At 72.4% G+C, this 13,568-nt stretch carries 13 protein-coding genes; 9 read left to right on the plus strand and 4 right to left on the minus strand.

What is annotated here, in order from left to right; translation table 11 throughout:
- The first annotated feature begins 38 nt into the window (after positions 1-38).
- The 4 genes from RGQ06_RS19085 to RGQ06_RS19100 are packed head-to-tail and all read left to right on the plus strand — an operon-like array spanning position 39 to position 4,657.
- Positions 39-509, plus strand: a complete 471-nt coding sequence (locus RGQ06_RS19085) for a universal stress protein (RefSeq protein ID WP_432427971.1) — start codon at positions 39-41, stop codon at positions 507-509.
- Between the two features lie 2 nt (positions 510-511).
- The gene (locus RGQ06_RS19090; protein WP_432427972.1) at positions 512-2,191 is read left to right on the plus strand and encodes a DUF885 domain-containing protein; all 1,680 of its coding nucleotides are present in this window, start codon (positions 512-514) and stop codon (positions 2,189-2,191) included.
- 20 nt (positions 2,192-2,211) lie between these two features.
- Complete coding sequence (locus RGQ06_RS19095; protein ID WP_432427973.1) at positions 2,212-3,897, plus strand: glycerol-3-phosphate dehydrogenase/oxidase; 1,686 nt, start codon at positions 2,212-2,214, stop codon at positions 3,895-3,897.
- A 4-nt stretch (positions 3,898-3,901) separates the two neighbouring features.
- On the plus strand, positions 3,902-4,657 hold the full coding sequence (locus RGQ06_RS19100) for a zinc-dependent peptidase (RefSeq protein ID WP_432430688.1): 756 nt from the start codon (positions 3,902-3,904) through the stop codon (positions 4,655-4,657).
- 25 nt (positions 4,658-4,682) lie between these two features.
- Here the strand turns inward: RGQ06_RS19100 and RGQ06_RS19105 are convergent, their stop codons facing one another.
- Genes RGQ06_RS19105 through RGQ06_RS19115 form a run of 3 tightly spaced genes read right to left on the minus strand, consistent with a single transcriptional unit; the run spans position 4,683 to position 7,188 of the window.
- Entirely contained in the window at positions 4,683-5,849 is a 1,167-nt protein-coding gene (locus tag RGQ06_RS19105; RefSeq protein ID WP_432427975.1) for a pilus assembly protein TadG-related protein, read from the minus strand.
- A gap of 8 nt (positions 5,850-5,857) precedes the next feature.
- Positions 5,858-6,727, minus strand: a complete 870-nt coding sequence (locus RGQ06_RS19110) for a TadE/TadG family type IV pilus assembly protein (protein WP_432427976.1) — start codon at positions 6,725-6,727, stop codon at positions 5,858-5,860.
- A gap of 32 nt (positions 6,728-6,759) precedes the next feature.
- Entirely contained in the window at positions 6,760-7,188 is a 429-nt protein-coding gene (locus RGQ06_RS19115) for a TadE/TadG family type IV pilus assembly protein (protein WP_432427977.1), read from the minus strand.
- Between the two features lie 180 nt (positions 7,189-7,368).
- On the opposite strand from RGQ06_RS19115, the gene RGQ06_RS19120 reads away from it, so the two are divergent.
- Genes RGQ06_RS19120 through RGQ06_RS19140 form a run of 5 tightly spaced genes read left to right on the plus strand, consistent with a single transcriptional unit; the run spans position 7,369 to position 12,040 of the window.
- Positions 7,369-8,898, plus strand: a complete 1,530-nt coding sequence (locus RGQ06_RS19120) for an FAD-binding oxidoreductase (protein WP_432427978.1) — start codon at positions 7,369-7,371, stop codon at positions 8,896-8,898.
- Positions 8,898-9,293: a hypothetical protein gene (locus RGQ06_RS19125; RefSeq protein WP_432427979.1), complete on the plus strand. Its 396-nt coding sequence runs from the start codon at positions 8,898-8,900 to the stop codon at positions 9,291-9,293. The genes RGQ06_RS19120 and RGQ06_RS19125 overlap by 1 nt, the downstream gene beginning before the upstream one ends.
- Positions 9,290-10,720, plus strand: a complete 1,431-nt coding sequence (locus RGQ06_RS19130; RefSeq protein WP_432427980.1) for an FGGY family carbohydrate kinase — start codon at positions 9,290-9,292, stop codon at positions 10,718-10,720. The genes RGQ06_RS19125 and RGQ06_RS19130 overlap by 4 nt, the downstream gene beginning before the upstream one ends.
- Positions 10,721-10,751: 31 nt before the next feature.
- Entirely contained in the window at positions 10,752-11,378 is a 627-nt protein-coding gene (locus RGQ06_RS19135; RefSeq protein ID WP_432427981.1) for a ferritin-like domain-containing protein, read from the plus strand.
- The gene (locus RGQ06_RS19140; protein WP_432427982.1) at positions 11,375-12,040 is read left to right on the plus strand and encodes a ferritin-like domain-containing protein; all 666 of its coding nucleotides are present in this window, start codon (positions 11,375-11,377) and stop codon (positions 12,038-12,040) included. Before RGQ06_RS19135 ends, RGQ06_RS19140 begins: the two co-directional genes overlap by 4 nt.
- Before the next feature lie 5 nt (positions 12,041-12,045).
- On the opposite strand, the gene RGQ06_RS19145 is transcribed toward RGQ06_RS19140, so the two are convergent.
- Positions 12,046-13,356, minus strand: a complete 1,311-nt coding sequence (locus RGQ06_RS19145; protein ID WP_432427983.1) for a dihydrolipoyl dehydrogenase family protein — start codon at positions 13,354-13,356, stop codon at positions 12,046-12,048.
- Between the last annotated feature and the right edge of the window lie 212 nt (positions 13,357-13,568).

The following is a 13,568-nucleotide window of genomic DNA, read 5'->3' on the forward strand; positions in this document are numbered from 1 at the left end:
CGCACCGCCGCGGGGGCGTGATCAAGCACACTCGTGGCATGCAGGACGCATCCCAGGTCGTCGGAACGATCGTCGTCGGTCTCGACGGGTCGTCGAACAGCCACGAAGCGGTGGTGTGGGCTGCCCGCCTCGCCCGCTCGCTCGATGCCGAGGTCGTCGCCGTGCACGCCCTCGGCCTGCTCGACCAGCTCGAGCCCGGGGGGCCGATGGTGCCCACCCAGCCCCACCGCGACGAGATCGCCGAGCGCGCCAACGGGCTGTGGTCCCGCCCACTGGAGGAAGCCGGCGTCCGCCACCGCGTCCTGCTTCACGATGGCAACCCCGTCGACGTGGTCCTCAACGTCCTCGACGAGGTCGGCGCCGACCTCGCCGTGCTCGGCAGCCGAGGCATCGGCGGGACGCCGGCGCTGCTGCTCGGCAGCACCAGCAGCCAGGTCGCCCAGCGTGCGCTGTGCCCGGTCACCATCGTCCCGCCCTCGGACCGGCCGACCCAGGGTCGGAGCAGGTAGCCGTGGACGCCGCGCTGCGCGACCTCGCCCAGGAGTGGTGGGACGGGATGATGGCCAGGAACCCCACCGTCGCCACCCGCCTCGGCGACCACCGCTTCGACGACGCCATCGAGGACCCCAGCCCGGCCGGGTTGGCCGATGAGCGGGCCTTCGCCGTCGACGTCGCCGAACGGGCTCGGGCCATCCCCGTCGCGGACCTCGACGAGGCCGAACGGGTCACCCACGCGCTGCTCCTGGACAGCTGCCAGCAGCAGATCGAGTCGGTCGACAGCGCCGAGATCCAGCTGGCGAGCGACGGGTTCACCGGGTACCCGGTCTCGCTCCTGCGCTCGGCGGCGCAGCTGCGCGCTCCGGACGAGGCCAGCGCCGAAGCGCAGCTCGAGCGCCTGGGGAAGCTGCCGGGCGCGCTCGACGCCGTCGTCGCGCAGTGGCAGGTGGGTGCGGATCGGGGCTGGACGCCGGCGGTCGCCGCGGTCCGACGATCGCAGGCGATGGTCGATGGCTACCTGGCCGGCGCGCTCGCCGACGACCCCTTCGTCGGCCTGGCGCTCCCCGACGGCTGGGACGGCGCCGAGGGGTGGCGCGCCCGTGCGGCCACGGTGGTCGCCGAGCAGGTCCGACCGGCCTACGAGCGGGTGGCGGCGGCGCTCGCCGAGCTCGCCGAGCGGGGCCGGGGCGACGACCAACCCGGGCTGGTCCACGTCCCCGGCGGCGACGAGCTGTACCGGTCCAAGGCACGCCGGGCGACCACCACCGACCTGACGCCGCAGGAGATCCACGACATCGGCATGGTCGAGCTGACCGAGGTCCTGCCCCCGCCGTGGGCCGAGATCGGCGGGCGGGCCCTGGGCATCAGCGACCGGGACGAGCTGTTCGCCGCGCTGCGCTCCGATCCGGCCATGCGCTACGAGTCGGCCGAGGAGATCCTGGAGGTGGCGGCGTCCGCCATCGAACGGGCCCTCGCCGCTGCCCCCGACTGGTTCGAGCGCATGCCGAGCGCCGGTTGCGTGGTCGAAGCTGTGCCCGCCTCGCTCGCGCCCGGGCTCCCGGCCGCCTACTACAGCCCGCCCCCCGGCGACGGCTCCCGGCCGGGCACGTACTTCGCCAACACCTACGAGGCGACGCGCCGCAACCGCTTCGAGGCCGAGGTCATCGCGTTCCACGAAGCGGTCCCCGGACACCACCTCGAGCGGGCCAGCGCCGCCGAGCTCGAGGACGTCCCGACCTTCCAGCAGCGGGGCGGGTACATGGCCTACAGCGAGGGCTGGGGCCTCTACTCCGAACGGCTCGCCGACGAGATGGGCCTCTACTCCTCGGACACGATGCGCCTCGGCATGCTCGCCGCCGATGCCTGGCGGTCCACCCGGCTGGTGGTGGACACCGGCATCCACGCGCTGGGCTGGAGCCGCGCCGAGGCGATCGAGTTCTTCGTCACCCACGTCCCCCTCGACCCCGAGGAGGCCGCGGTCGAGGTGGACCGCTACATCGGGATGCCGGGCCAGGCCCTGTCGTACAAGGTCGGGCAGCGGGAGATCCTGCGCCTGCGCGACGACGCCCGGGCCCGCCTCGGTGCGCGCTTCCGCATCGAGCGGTTCCACACGACCGTGCTGCGCCACGGCGGCGTGCCCCTCGCCCTCCTCGCCGACCTGGTCGACGACTGGGTCGAGCGGGAGACCGCCTGACCGCCTCGTACGCTGGCGCCGTGATCCCCTCCCCCGCCCTGCCCGGTGCCTTCGAGCGCGGCCGGAACCTGCGCCGCCTGGCGGACGAGCACTTCGACGTCCTCGTCGTCGGCGGCGGCATCACCGGCGTGGGCGTCGCCCTCGATGCGGCCAGCCGTGGCCTGCGCACGGCGCTCGTGGAGCGGGGCGACTTCGCATCGGGCACGTCGTCGAAGAGCTCCAAGCTCGTGCACGGCGGGCTGCGGTACCTGCAGAACGGCGACGTCCGCCTGGTCTACGAGGCCCTGCGCGAGCGCCAGCGCCTGCTGCGCAACGCACCGCACCTCGTGCGGGTCATGCCCTTCCTCATCCCCATGTTCGGCAAGGGCGGGGTCATCCACCCGAAGCTCGAGAAGGCCCTCGGCTCGGCCATGTGGATGTACGACCTCACCGGCGGCGCCCGCATCGGCAAGCTCCACCAGCGCATCTCCAAGGAGCAGACGCTGGCCCACATGCCGACGCTGCCGGCCGATCGCGTCGGTGCCAGCTACCTCTACTACGACGCCCAGGCCGACGACGCCCGCCTGACCCTCACGGTGGCTCGCACGGCGGCCGAGCTGCACGGCGCGGTGTGCGTCAACCACGCCCCCGTCGTCGAGCTGACCCACGAGGGTGCTCGGACGACCGGCGCCGTCGTGGAGGACGCCGAGTCAGGCGACCGCATCGAGGTCCGGGCCCGAGCCGTGGTCAACGCGGCCGGGGTCTGGGCCGACGACATCCGCGCCCTCGACGAGGGGATGCACCCCCACGCCATCCGCCCGGCCAAGGGCATCCACCTGACGGTGCCGTGGTCGCTGGTGCGCAACGACATCGCCGTCATCGCACCGGTGCCCAAGGACAAGCGGTCGATCTTCGTGGTGCCGTGGCCGGCACCCGCCGGCGAGGAGCCGGCCTTCACCTACATCGGCACGACCGACACCGACTACGACGGCCCCACCGAGGATCCGCAGTGCACCCGCGAGGACGTGGCGTACCTGCTGGATGCCATCAACCACTCGACCACGACCGATATCACCGAGCGCCACGTGGTGGGCACGTGGGCGGGGCTGCGGCCGCTGGTGAAGGCCACCACGTCGGGGCGCACCGCCGACCTGTCCCGCAACCACGCCGTGGTCACCAGCGCCAGCGGGGTGGTCAGCGTCACCGGCGGCAAGCTCACCACCTACCGCGAGATGGCGGCCGACACGATGGGCGCCGTCGCGAAGGTGCTGGACCTGCCCCGGTCCCAACGCCGATCCCGCACCGCCCGGCTGCGCCTGCTCGGCGCCGACGGCTACGACCCGGGTGCCACCGGGCCCGACCAGCACCTGCACCAGCGCTACGGCGGTGAGGCGCGCGTCGTGCAGGCGATGGCGGAGCGGGATCCGTCGCTGGGGGTGCCCCTCGTCAACGGGCTGCCGCACCTGCGGGCCGAGGCGCTGTACGCAGTTCGCTACGAGATGGCCACGACCCTCGCTGACGTGCTCGAACGCCGGGTGCGAGGGCTCATGCTCTCCCGGGACGCCACCGCCGATGCCGCCGCCGCGGTCGCCGAGCTGATCGGGCCAGAGCTGGGTTGGTCCGACCGGCGCCGGGCCGACGAGGTCGCCGAGCTGCGGGCTCGAGCCGCCCAGCAGCGGGACGCCCCCGGCCTGCCCGACTCGGTGCTGCCCGGCGTCGGCAGCTGAGGTGGTGTGGGGCCGGCGCCGGCGCACCCGGCGCTGGCTGGACGGCTGGGAAGAGGTCGCCGCCACGGGACTCCCCCAGTGGGACCTCCTCGATGACGACGAGCGCGCCCGCCTGGCGTCGCGGGTGGAGCACCTCGTACGCCGCAAGCACTGGGAGGCCGCGAGGGGCTTCGAGCTGACCCAGGAGGTGGTGATCACCATCGCCGCCAGCGCCGGACTGCTCGCGCTCGGCCTCGACCGCGACTGCTACCGCCACGTGAGGGCCGTCGTCGTCCACCCGAAGACGTTCACCAGCCACGGGGTCCGGGCGACCCACGTCGGCGGCGTCGTGACACGAGGACCCCAGCGGCTGCTCGGCCACGCCCGCGACGGCCGGGGCCCGGTGATGCTGTCGTGGCGGGCGGTCCGCCGGGACGTCCGACACCCCGAGCGTCGCCAGAACGTCGTCGTGCACGAGTTCGCCCACAAGCTCGACTCGGCCGACGGGCTGTTCGACGGCACCCCGGAGATCTCCGACCGCGCCGATCGGGCCGACTGGGTCCAGGTGTGCAACCGGGAGTACCGCCGGCTCCGCCGCCGGGACGAGCCGGACCCGGTGTTGCGCCGCTACGCCACCAAGAGCCCCGCCGAGTTCTTCGCCGTCGCCAGCGAGGTCTTCCTCATGCAGCCGCTGGCGCTCGAGGAGCACCACCCCGAGCTCTACCGGGTGCTCTGCGGCTACTACGACCAGGACCCGGCGGGCCGGGTGCGCCGTTCCTGAAAACTGGCAGTCGTGGTGTCGCGCGCTACTGGACGAGCTTGATCACGGCGAAGCCGTGTCGGTCCGGAGCCTCGGCGACGCCCTGCCCACCTGCTGCGGTCGCGGCGCCGACGAACCGTCCGCAGACGATGTTGTTGTTCTCGACACCACAAGGAGTCTCCTCGGGCGGATCCGTCTCGTCGAGGGTCACACTCCCCACGTGGGTGATCTGGAAGACGCCCATCATCACGCAGTAGAGGCGGAAGTTGGTCCCCGTTTCATCGTTTCCACGGGGGCACAGCGGCACCGCGATCTCACACCCGAGCTCGATGTCGTCCACGTCGTCGCCGGCCTCGAAGGAACAGGCGTTGCCGCCCGCCATCCGCTGGGAGAGCTGGCCGGTCTTGTTGCCGGTGTCGGCCTCCCACCAGTCCGAGTCGTCGCCGGGAGTCGCCTCGGAGGACGGCAGCGCGTACCCGTCGGCAGGCAGCTGCACCAGGCCGCGCCAGCTGCTCGAACCGTTGCCGCAATCGCGCCCGAGGTTCTTCATCTGGTTGCCCCAGAGCACGTAGTGCTTCCCGATCGCAGCGGAGTTGATGGAGTAGCCGTTCGGGGCGTCGTCGTCTTCGAGCATCGCCTGCGCAGGGTGGCCGACGGCCGTCGGGGAGGTGCACACCATGAAGGGAGCCCAGCCCCGCGACACCGGCTGGATCGTGGCTGCAGCGGTGGCGCTGCTGGTGATCTCATCCTGTTCCACGAAGGCGGCGAAGGCGACGTCGCGCGTGTCGGTGACCGACACGCGCACGCCCGCGACCCGCTGGAAGTCGCTGTCGGCGAGGAACCCGAGCTGGTCGCACGTCGAGATCACGTCACTGTCAGACCCGCTGAGCGCGTACTGGGCGTCGACCAGCTCGCAGGACTGGAGGACGGCGTCGTTGTCGGCAACGACCGACTCGATCTCGGCCACCACGTCATCGACCGGCGTGATGATCCAGTCCTGCTTGTGGTTCTGGATCGCGGACGCGCCGGCCAGTGCGGCCGCATCGGCCGCCGTCTGGGCGTTGCGCGCCGCCTCGTAGCCCACACTCCCGCCGAGGACCAGCGCAGCGACACCGAGCATGGCCGTCAGCGCGATCGCGAAGAAGATGACCGTGATGCCGCGCTCGTCGCCTGCACTGCGGGACCGGTCTCGAGCGGTTCGTCGTGGGGACATGTTCGTTCCTAGTAGACGGTGAAGTTCTTGGAGGACAGCACGGTCTCGCCGTTGAGGATCTCGGCTCGAGCGGTTCCGGGACGCCAGATGTTGTCGCTGCCGTCGTAGGACCACTCGTGGTTGGGTGGGTCCGGGGGCTCGAGATCGCAGCCGCAGCCGATCTCCACGCTCTCTCCGCTGGCGCTGACGAGGCGCACGCGCAGGTCGGCACAGGCTGCGGAGCCGTTCGTCGTGAACTCCACGAGCACGGCGCTCGCGAGTTGCTGCGAGCTGTTGCCGGACATCTTCTTGCGGTTCACCGAGGTCGGTACGTCCGGGACGCCTGCTGCGCAGTTCGGTGGGGTCGTCGTGGTCGTGGTCGACGTCGACGACGTGGAGGTGTCCGGTGTCGTCGTGGTCGTGGTCGACGTGGTCGTGGTCGAGGTGCTGGTGGTCGATGACGGTGTCGACCCGCCTGGGAGCGGGCGTCCGACGAGCTTCATGGTCGCCGAACCGGTGGCCTCGCCGCGGTCGTAGCCCAGGATCGCAGCGACGGGGGTCACGAGGTCCCACGCCCACTCGACCTCGACGCGCACGCTGTCGATGTCGACCTCGGCGGTGCTGCACGAGATCGGTGCGCCGCCGTCGTCGATGCAGGAGACCGAGACCGCTTCCACCTTCTCCGACTCGAGCCGGGACTGGACTGCGTCCACGATGTCGGCGTGCATCGCGCTGGTCTGGTCGTCGGCCGTCGCGAAGTCGAGGATCGCAAGGCGGGCGCCATCGCGCGCCGCATTGGTCGCCTGGTTGGCGTTGAGGGTCCACATCCCGAGGTCGACGAGACCGAAGATGAACGTCAACATGATCGGCAGGGCGAATGCCGCCTCGACGATCGTCACGCCCTCCGAACCGCGCCGCGAGCGTCTGGCCATCACGATCGCACCTGACCCTGCACGCGCACCTCAGCATCGCCCTCGAGCGTGATCGAGTTCCCGACCACGTTGGCCACGATCGGGGTCACGATGTCGTAGCGGGTGCGCACGCGGACGCGAACCCGCTCGCCGGCGGCACCGTCGGTGCCGGTGCAACCGGTGAGCTCCACCCAGTCGCCGTCGTCGTCCTGACCGAGGATCTCCACGTCGAAGTCCGGGGATGCGCTCAGACCCGGCTCCTCCGCCTCGACCTGGCCGAGGATGCTCCCACTCGGCCCGCAGGTCGCATCGTTCGGGTACACCTGCGCGAACGCAGCACCCTCTCGGGCAGCGTTCTCCAGCCGGATGTTCATCTGGTACGCCCGGCCCAGGTCGAGGACGCCGAGCACCAGCAGGACCATCACCGGCGCGATGAAGGCGAGCTCCACGATGGAAGCACCTCGCTCCTTGCGGGCTGGTCGTTCTGGTCGCATGCGTTCGCGTCATCGGCACGTCGGAGACGGGACTTGAGGTCCGGTGCTGCGCTCCGTGCGCGTTCCGCTGTCGCTGCCAGAACATCCCGGACCGGAGCCAGATCGGGGCGGCCGGCCCTCGTACAGTGGCCCGCCGTGGCCGACCCGATCGCCCTGCCCCCCACCGGACCCGGCGCGCCGACGCCGCCCATCGAGATCCGCGGCGGCGCAGCCGGCGCCAGCGCCCACCTCGGCGAGATGGTGCCGGTGCCGGACCCGGTGATCGACCGGCTCCGCAAGACCGGCGCCGGCGTGTCCACCGACCATGCCGTGCGGGCCGAGGCCAGCCGTGACTGGTGGCCGGGGGCGATGATCTGGGCGACCGAGGGCGAGGTACCCGGCCTGGCCGGCGTCGTCGTCTCCCCCACCGATGCCGAGCAGGTCGCCGCCGTGCTGCGCCTGTGCAACGCCGCTCGCGTTCCCGTGACGGCGGCCGGTGGGCGCTCCGGGGTGTGCGGGGCGTCGGTTCCGGCCTTCGGCGGCGTCGTGCTCGACACCACGGCGCTCGCAGGCGTCGTCTCCATCGACGAGGAGTCGATGATCCTCGACGTCGCCCCCGGGACGTTCGGCGACCACCTCGAAGCCGAGCTGCGGGCGAAGGGCCTCACCGTCGGGCACTGGCCCCAGTCGGTCGCCCTGTCCACCGTCGGCGGCTGGGTCGCCTGCCGGGGCGCCGGCCAGCTGTCGAACAAGTACGGGAAGATCGAGGACATGGTGGTCGGCCTCGATGTCGTGCTCGCCGACGGCAGCGCGATCACCACCGGCGGCGGCCCCCGCTCCGCGGTCGGGCCGGACCTGACCCAGGTCTTCGTGGGGTCCGAGGGCACGCTCGGCATCATCACCGGCGTCCGTCTGCGGCTTCACCCGGCGCCGCAGGCGCAGCGCCACGCCGCCTACGGCTTCGACTCCTTCGCCGCCGCCAACGAGGCCTGCCGGCGCATCGTCCAGCGGGGCCTGCCTCCGGCCGTGCTCCGGGTGTACGACGCCATCGAGGCCGACCGCAGCTACCAGACCGGCGACCGGGCCGTCCTGCTGGTCATGGACGAGGGCGATCCGATCGTGGTGGACGCGGCGATGGCGATCACCGAGGAGGTGTGCGCCGGCGCCGAAGCGCTCGACGTCGACCTGGTCGATCGCTGGCTGGCGCACCGCAACGAGGTCTCGGCCCTCGAGGCCCTGATCGCGAAGGGCTACGTCGTCGACACCATGGAGATCTCGGCCCCGTGGTCGCGCCTGGAGGACATCTACACCGCGACCACCGGAGCGCTTCGCGCGGTGCCGGGCACGCTGGCAGCCAGCGCCCACCAGTCCCACGCCTACTCCGACGGTGCCTGCCTCTACTTCACCTTCGCCGCCAAGGTCGACGAGGACGGCGAGGGCACGGCGGCGCGGGATCGCACCTACGCCCAGCTCTGGGACGTCGGGCAGCGGGCGGTACTGGCGGCGGGCGGCACCCTCAGCCACCACCACGGCGTCGGCCTCAACCGCAGCCGCTTCACCGCCGAAGCGCTCGGCGCGAGCCACGCGGTGCTCCAGTCGGTGAAGGACGCGCTGGACCCCAACGGCATCCTCAACCCGGGCAAGCTGGGCCTGCGCAGCCCGTTCGGCGAGGTCGCCTACCCGTGATGGGCGGGTTGCTCCACCCCCGCGCCGTGGCCGTCGGCGCCGGCGTGGCGCTGGCGATCTGCGTCCCGGCCGCGCTGCTCGCCCAGGTGCTCGACGAGTCCGACACCGTGGACGACAACTCCTCGTGGCTCATCGTCCTGTTCGGCGTGATCCTGGTCGGCATGGGCATCGGTGGCTACGTCGCCGCCACCCTGCGCCTGGACGCGCCCCTCACGAACAGCGCGGTGGCCGCCCTCGCCGCGTACCTGCTGGTCCAGACGATCGGCGCCGTCCGCCTGCTCGCAAACGGGGACGACGTGACGTGGGCAGCGATCCCGTTCTTCGCCCTGCTGTCGGCGTCAGCGGGCATGGCCGGGGGGCTGCTCGCCGACCGCCGCGCCCGGAGGCCGCGGTGACGATCCTCGTCGTCGACGCCGGCACGTCCGGGGTCCGCTCGGTCGCCCTCGAGGCGGACGGGACGGTCGCGGCGGAGGTGCTCGTCGAGGTCCTGCCCGGCTCTCCGGCGGCCGGCCTGGTCGAGATCGACGCGACGGCCACGGCCCGGGCGGCCCTCGCCACCGCGACCTCGGTGCTGGACCGGGTCGGGTCGGTCGATGCCGTGGGCATCACCAACCAGCGGGCGTCGACCATCGCCTGGGACGCCCGGTCCGGCGATCCCGTGGGCCCGGGGATCGGCTGGCAGGACCTGCGCACCGTGGGCCGCTGCCTCGCCCTGCAGCCCGAGGGCATCCGCATCGCCCCGAACGCGTCGGCCACCAAGGCGGAGTGGCTGGTGCAGCACAGCGACATCCCCGCCGAGCACCTCCGCATCGGCACCGTCGACACCTGGCTGGCGTGGGTGCTCTCGGGCGGCTCCGCCCACATCACCGACGCGTCCAACGCCCTGGTGACCGGCCTCTACGACGCAGCGACCGGGGACTGGTCGGAGGAGCTCCTCGACCTGCTCGGCATCCCCCGTTCGGCCCTCGCCACCGTCACCGACTCGAGCGGTGCGCTCGCCGAGGCGACGGCGCTGCCGGGGGCGCCCCCGATCACCGCCCTCGTCGGCGATCAGCAGGCGTCGCTGCTCGGGCAGGGCTGCATCCACCCGGGGGACACCAAGCTCACCCTCGGCACCGGCGGCATGCTCGACATCTGCCTCGGGCCTGAAGCCGGCCCGACCCCCCGTCACGGGACGTTTCCCATGATCGGTTGGCGGCTCGACGGCGTCGACACGTGGGCTCGGGAGGCGGTGATGCTCTCAGCCGGCACCTGCGTGGAGTGGCTGCGCGACGGCCTCGGCATCATCGACGAAGTCGCCGAGAGCGAAGTCCTCGCATCGTCCGTCCCGGACGCCGGTGACGTGGTGTTCGTCCCGGCCCTGTCCGGCCTCGGCACACCAATCTGGGACCACGGCGCTCGCGGCCTGCTGGTGGGCATCACCCGCGGGACCACGCGAGCCCACCTCGCCCGCGCCGTCCTGGAGGGCGTCGCCCTACGAGCTGCCGATCTCGTGGACGCAGCCGAGGCCGACACCGGCCTCCGGGCGGACGTCCTCCGCGTCGACGGCGGCATGAGCGCCAACCACGTCGTGCTGCAGGCGTTGGCCGATGCCACCCGACAGCCGGTCGAGCGCTCCGGTCATCGGGAGGCCACGGCGATCGGGGCCGGCTTCCTCGCCGGCATCGCCGCCGGCACCTGGTCGGACCTGGCCGCAGCCACCGAGACCCGTGCACCGGCCGCCCGGATCGAGCCGGATGGCGAGCTCGACCGGGAGCGGTTCGCCGATGCCTGCCGTCGTGGCGCAGGCTGGATCCCCGAGCTCACAAGCCTCGAGCTCTGAGCCGACTTCCTCACCCCAGGAGCTCGTCCACGTGCCATCCCCCCGGGTCGATCGACCCGACCGCCGGTCCTTCCTCCGCCACGCCGCCGTCGGCGGCGCGGTCACGGTCGGCACCGCGCTCGTCCCCGTCGCTCGGTTCCTGCCGGCCGCCGCCGCCCAGGGCGGCACCGAAGAGGACCTGGCCGCGTTCGGTGAGTCGATGGAGCTCGTCGCGGTCGCCGCGTACGAGCGCGGGATCGAGCTGCTCTCCGAGGACCTCGCGCCGGTGCTGCAGACGTTCCGGGGCCACCACCAGGAGCACGCCGAGGCCTTCGCCGCGCTGGCGGGGTCAGCCGCCACCGGCGAGGCGAACCCTGCGCTGCTCGAGGCCCTGACCCCGGCGATCGACGCGCTCTCCACCCAGAACGAGGTGCTCCGCTTCGCCCGGGACCTCGAGAACCAGCTCGCCGCCACCTGCGGGCACCTGCTCACCCTCGCGGACGGCAGCGACCACGTGTCGACGATCGGGACGATCCTGCCGACCGAGGCGTCCCACGCTGCGGAGCTCAGCTACGAGCTCCAGGAGGGGCCCGATGGCTGGTTCCCGGCCGGACCGATCGAGTCAGCCGACATCACCTTCGGCTTCGACCCGAGCGTCTTCCCGGTGAGCGGACCGTGACGGCTGACGACGCCCCCCGCTCTCGTCGGGACCTCCTGCGCCTCGGCGGGATGACGGTGGTCGTGGGTGCCCTGCTGGCCAGCTGCAGCTCCGACGACGACCCCCCGGCACCGGCCCCGGAGGACGAGACGGAGGAGACGCGGTCGGACGTCGCCCCGACTGGCGGGGCAGATCTCGACGTGCGCCTGCTCAACACCGCCCTCTCGTTGGAGGTCCTCGTCGTCGCCACGTACCAGGCTTCCTTCGACCTCGGCTTCATCCAGAGCGGGCCGGCCACCGACGCTGTCACGCTCTTCCAGCAGCACCACGGGGAGCACCAGAGCACGCTGGTCGCGGCCGTCGAGGCCGCGGGTGCCGAGCCCTTCCTCACGCCCAACCCGGTGGTGAAGGCCGGGCTCGTCGACCCGACCATGCTGTCGGTCACCGCCGAGCGGGACTTCCTCAGGCTCGCCAGGGATCTGGAGCAGGCGTCGACCCAGCTGTACGTGCACGCCACCACGCGTCTGAGCACCCAGGCGCTGCGCTCGACGGCGATGTCCGTCAGCGGGGTGGCCGCCCGGCGGGCCAGCATCCTCGGCCTGCTGGGTGACCTCAGCTCCGAGCGCCTAGCCTTCGTCCCCACCGACAACCCGCTGCCCACGGACGCCGTCGTCACGGACTGACCGGGTCAGCCGATGGCGTCGGCCGCGTCGCGGAAGGCAGGCGTGAGCACCTGACCGATGGTCGGGAACGGCAGGACCAGCTCGGCCGCGTCCTGGACGGTGCAGCCGCAGTGCAGCAGCGCAGCGACGATGCCGATGACATCGTCGAAGCGTGCGCCCGTGCCGGAGCAACCGAGCATCGCTCCGGTGGTGCGGTCGGCCACCACGACGACGACGCCGTCGCCGAGGTCATCAGTCGCGTAGCGGGCGACATCGGAGTAGCGAGCGGTCCCGACGACCACGTCGTGCCCCTCGTCGGCGGCAGCCTCGGCCGTGAGGCCGATGGCGGCCACCGGCGGATCGGTGAACACGCAGTGCGCCATCTGCTCGGTGAGCGAACCAGGGGGCGTGTCGGTGAGGAGCCGGGCGAGCCGACGGGCCTCGTGGTTCGCCCCGTGCGTCCACGGCGATCGTCCGTTGACGTCGCCGATCGCCCGGAGCCAGTCGCGGCCCTCGACCCGGTACTCGTCGTCCACGGCAGGGTCGTCGTCGAGCCCGACGTGGTCCAGCCCGAGCCCGGACCAGCGGGGTGCCTGACCCGTGGCCACGAGCATCGCCGCGGCCTCGATCGCCGCGCCGGTGGAGAGCGTCGCCCGGATGCCCCCCGACGTCTCGGACACGGTCGCCATCTCGGCATCGGTGCAGACCTCGATCCCGGAATCGCGGAGCTGGACGGCGAGTCGGTCGGCGACAGCGACGTCGACGCCGCCGGCCAGCAGCGCACCGGCCTCCACGACGGTCACCGGGCGGTCGAAGCCGGCCATGATCGTGGCCGCCTCGCAGCCGATGGCGCCGCCGCCGAGCACCAGGAGCGACTCGGGCAGGTCGTCGGCCACCATCAGCTCGTCGCTCGTCAGCCAAGTGACGTCGTCGAGGCCGTCCACGGGCGGCACCACCGGTGCGGACCCGGTGGCGAGCACCACGTGGCGAGCACGCCAGCGTCGTCCGTCGGCCTCGACGATGCCTTCGTCGACGAGGCCGGCCCGGCTCCGGATGAGCGTGACGCCGGCAGCCTGCAGAGCTTCGGCGTGGGAGCCGTCGTCGAGGTGCTCGATGACCTCGTCACGGTGCCGGCGGGCGTCGTCCCAGGAAGAACCGGACGTGGCGTCGTGAAGCAGGCTCTTGCTCGGCATGCACGCCGTGAACGGGCATTCGCCGCCGACCCGGTCAGGTTCGAAGCCGACCACGTGGAGGCCCTGCTCGGCCAGCGCCGTGGCCAGGGCCTCTCCGGCCGACCCGAGGCCGATGATGGCAACGTCGATGATCTGGGAGGTCACCGGCTCACGGCCGGATGCGTGCGGCGAGCGCGAGGCTCACACCGACGAGGGTGGCGGTGGCGTGCACGAGGTGACGTGCAGGCCGTCGGATGGCACCGGGGGGTGGGGGCAGCGCGAGCACTTGGGACTTCCTGTGACGGATGGTGCAGACGGGAACTCGACATCCCTACCCCCCGTCGACCGGTCCATGACCGACGTGGCCGACGGCACAG

Source organism: Salinilacustrithrix flava (assembly GCF_041228405.1).
Classification (GTDB): Bacteria; Actinomycetota; Acidimicrobiia; order Acidimicrobiales; family Salinilacustritrichaceae; genus Salinilacustrithrix; species Salinilacustrithrix flava.